Source organism: Pseudomonas sp. R62 (genome assembly GCF_000257605.1).
In the GTDB taxonomy this organism is placed as follows: Bacteria; Pseudomonadota; Gammaproteobacteria; order Pseudomonadales; family Pseudomonadaceae; genus Aquipseudomonas; species Aquipseudomonas atacamensis.
This window is the reverse complement of sequence record NZ_JH635998.1, coordinates 746,180-750,111: the sequence shown is the minus strand read 5'-3', so window position 1 is coordinate 750,111 and position 3,932 is coordinate 746,180. Positions and strand designations below refer to the sequence as shown.

The following is a 3,932-nucleotide window of genomic DNA, read 5'->3' as shown; positions in this document are numbered from 1 at the left end:
AGCCTGTTGTCCCGCGCTTCCGGCAACTGGGAATTGTGGACCGCGTTCACCGCCGAAGACCCGGAAGACAGCCCGCCCATGGCCCGCTGGCTGACCCTGGCCGAAAGCGGTTCGCTGTTCGACATCGAGGTCAACGCCAGCCCGATTCTGGCGGCGGAAACCTTGCGTCGCAGTTTGTGGAACGTCGCTTACGGCTGCCTGGTGACCTCGGCGACGCTGACGGCGCTGGGCACTTTCGACCGTTTCCGCATGCGCGCCGGTCTGCCGAAAAAAGCTGTCACGGCGGTGGTGCCGAGCCCGTTCCATCATGCCGATGCTGGCGTATTGCGCGTGCCGGACCTGAAGGCCGACCCGCGCGATGCCGCTGCCCATACGGCGGCGATCATCCGTGAACTGCCGGATCTGGTCGAAGGGTCGCGTGGCACGCTGGTGCTGTTCTCCTCGCGCAAGCAAATGCAGGACGTGTTCGACGGTCTCGACCGCGACTGGCGCAAGCAAGTGTTCATTCAGGGCAACCTGTCGAAACAGGAAACCCTCAACAAGCACAAGGCGCGGGTCGATGGCGGTGATTCCAGCGTTCTGTTCGGGCTGGCCAGTTTTGCCGAGGGTGTCGATTTGCCGGGTGCCTACTGCGAGCACGTGGTGATCGCCAAGATTCCGTTCTCGGTGCCCGATGATCCGGTCGAGGCCGCGTTGTCGGAGTGGATCGAGGCGCGTGGCGGCAATCCGTTCATGGAAATCTCCGTGCCCGATGCCTCGCTGAAACTGGTTCAGGCCTGCGGGCGTCTGCTGCGCACCGAAGAAGACCGCGGCACCATCACCTTGCTCGACCGGCGTCTGGTCACCCAGCGCTACGGCAAGGCGATCCTCAATGCGTTGCCTCCTTTCCGACGTGAAATATCCTGAGACGCGGGTGGGCCGATTGGCCCGCCGCGTTGTCTATCTCTCTGCCACCGCTTTTCCATTGGCCTTGACTGGTCGTTAGGGAGAACTCCGTTCTTATGATCCGCCGTTCGTTGCCCGCCGTTTTCGCCATGTTCTTTGCCGCGCCGTTGCTGGCCGCGCCCGCCGGTCAGCAGACGCTGTTCAACTTCGTACGCCCGGCCGACGTGGTCAAGGTCGCCACGGAAAACGCCGACCTGCCCCAGGCCAATGCCGAACAGACCGCGGAAGGCGAAGTGCTGCGTCGGGTGACGTTCAACCCGGTCGCCCGCCCGACCTTGCGCCTGACCCCACAGACCGGCGCTTGGGACTGGTCGCAGTCCGGCATGATGACTCTGCGTCTGCAGAGTGCGATGAACTGGGCGGTGACGGTTTATGTGCAGATCCAGAGCAACGACGGCCGCACCCTGGTCAGCCGCGTCGATCTGCCGGCTGGCCCCGCGCAAACCTTGCTGGTGCCGCTGGTGGCGTCGACGCCGCTGAGCCAAGGCATGAAAGCCGGGCCGCCGATGCCGATGACCGTCGATGGCCAACGCATCCTGCTGGCCAGCAGCACCGGCGAGATCGATCGCAGCCAGGTGGTTTCGGTAAGTCTGTCGATGGATCAGCCGAAAGTTGCGCAGAGCCTGTTGCTCGAGCGTTTCGGCGTGCAGGACGGCGAGTCGGTGACGCGCGCGGTGTACGGCAATCTGGTCGACGCATACGGGCAGTCAACCCGCAGTAAATGGCCGGAAAAAGTCAGCAGCGACGAGCAACTTAAAAGCGCCGCCAGCAAAGAGCAGCAACAACTGAATACGTGGCTGACTGAGCGTGAAAAGGCTTCGCTGGACAAGTTCGGCGGCTGGAACAAAGGCCCGGCGTTCAAGGCCAGCGGCTTCTTCCGCACGGAAAAACGTGATGGCCGCTGGTATCTGGTGACCCCTGAAGGCCACCCGTTCTATTCGCTGGGCGTCAACACCGTCAGCCCGCAGGTCAACCAGACCTACGTGGCTGGTCGTGAGTACATGTTCGAATCGTTGCCGAAGAACGACGACCCGCTGGCCGCGCATTTCGGCGAGGGCGACAACCGTGGCGGCAACGGTGCCGGTAAGGGCCGTGGCTACGGCAACGGCCGCTGGTACGACTTCTATGGCGCCAATCTGCAACGCCTGTACGGCGAACCGTGCAAGGCCGACAGCGACAACAAGGCCGGGATTGCCGAAGCGGCAAAGGCGGGCGCGGCTGAGGCCGGCTCGGTGCAGGCTGCTGAAACCGCAGCGGTGCCTGCTGAGCCAAAATCCGGCATTGCCGAAGCGGCGCAGACCGATGCGGTGCAAGCGTCCAGCGAGGAAACCGCTCCGTGCAAAGCCAGAATTGATGAAGAACGCTGGACCCGGCATACCCTCGATCGGCTGCAAGCCTGGGGCTTCAACACGGTGGGCAACTGGAGCGCGCCGTCGCTGGCTGACGCTGAGCGCGTGCCGTACACCTTGCCGCTGTCGATCGTCGGCGATTACACCAGCATCAGCACCGGCAGCGATTGGTGGGGCGGCATGCCGGATCCGTTCGATCCGCGTTTCGCCATGGCCACCGAGCGCGCCGTGGCCATTGCCGCCCGCGATCACCGTGACGATCCGTGGCTGATCGGTTATTACGCCGACAACGAACTGGCCTGGGCTGGCCCTGGCGACGATCCGAAGGCTCGCTACGCGCTGGCCTACGGCACGTTGAAAATGACCACCGACGTGCCGGCCAAACGCGCCTTTCTCAAGCAATTGCGCGACAAGTACCGCAATCAGGCCGGACTGTCCAAGGCCTGGGGTATCGAGCTACCGGCGTGGGAGTTGATGGAAGATCCGGGCTTCGTGCCGCCATTGCCGAACCCTGAGCATCCGGAGATCGAAGCGGATTTCAAATACTTCCAGAAGGTCTTCGCCGATACCTATTTCAAGACCATTTCCGATTCGCTGAAATGGCACGCGCCGAACCAGATGCTCCTTGGCGGTCGCTTCGCCACCAGTACGCCTGAAGCCGTGGCCTCCTGCGCGCAGTACTGCGATGTGTTGAGCTTCAACATGTACACGCTCAAGCCGCAGGACGGCTATGACTTCGCCGCACTGGCGGCGCTGGACAAACCGGTACTGATCACTGAATTCAACTTCGGCTCGGCCGACCGAGGCCCGTTCTGGGGCGGCGTGACGCAGCTGGCCAAGGAAGAAGATCGCGGCCCGGCTTATGCCAACTTCCTCAAACAGGCGCTGAGCGAACCGTCGATTGTCGGCGTGCACTGGTTCCAGTATCTCGACCAACCGGTGACCGGGCGTTTGCTCGACGGCGAGAACGGCCATTTCGGTCTGGTCGGGGTCACTGACCTGCCGTATCAGGGTTTTGTCGAGGCGGTGCGTAAGAGCAATCTGCAGGCGCTGGAGCAATTGGGCAAGGAGGCGCAGAAAGCACCGGTTGCAGAGATTGAAGGCGGGCGCAAGGCCGAGGCTGGCAAAGCGCCGGGGGCTGCACAGGCGGGTGGGCATTCGGGGAATGGTCACTAGGTTTCAGACCGCGTTATCGTTCTTCGCGAGCAGGCTCGCTCCCACAGGGGAACTGCGCTGCTGTTGAGATCCAGTGTGGGAGCGAGCCTGCTCGCGAAGGGATCACCACAAATTGCCGATCAACCGTCTGGCCCGCGCCTGTTCCCAAATCCCTCAAGGGCTGGAACAATGCGGGCCACTTTGTAGAGCGTTTTCGCGGGGGAGTTGCGGGTGCAGATTCAGGGACATTACGAGCTTCAATTCGAAGCGGTGCGCGAGGCTTTCGCCGCACTGTTCGACGATCCCCAGGAACGCGGCGCAGCCCTGTGCATCAAGGTCGGTGGAGAAACCGTCCTCGACCTCTGGTCCGGTACTGCCGACAAGGACGGCGCCGAAGCCTGGCATAGCGACACCATCGCCAACCTGTTCTCCTGCACCAAGACCTTCACCGCCGTCACCGCGCTGCAACTGGTCGCTGAAGGC

At 63.0% G+C, this 3,932-nt stretch carries 3 protein-coding genes; all 3 read left to right on the top strand.

Annotated elements, in window-relative coordinates; genetic code table 11:
- Positions 1-906, top strand: a 906-nt coding sequence (locus OQK_RS04835; RefSeq protein WP_038860569.1) for a helicase C-terminal domain-containing protein, incomplete at its 5' end; no start/stop codon positions are given.
- Positions 907-1,001: 95 nt separating this feature from the next.
- Positions 1,002-3,470: a beta-galactosidase gene (locus OQK_RS04830; protein WP_016771372.1), complete on the top strand. Its 2,469-nt coding sequence runs from the start codon at positions 1,002-1,004 to the stop codon at positions 3,468-3,470.
- A gap of 210 nt (positions 3,471-3,680) precedes the next feature.
- Positions 3,681-3,932 (top strand): serine hydrolase (locus tag OQK_RS31025; protein WP_038860567.1); only part of this gene is annotated, 252 nt, incomplete at its 3' end.

Bases quoted from the DNA above. Each gene is read 5' to 3' on its own strand.
- OQK_RS04830 (WP_016771372.1), top strand. From the start codon at position 1,002: ATGATCCGCCGTTCGTTGCCCGCCGTTTTCGCCATGTTCTTTGCCGCG.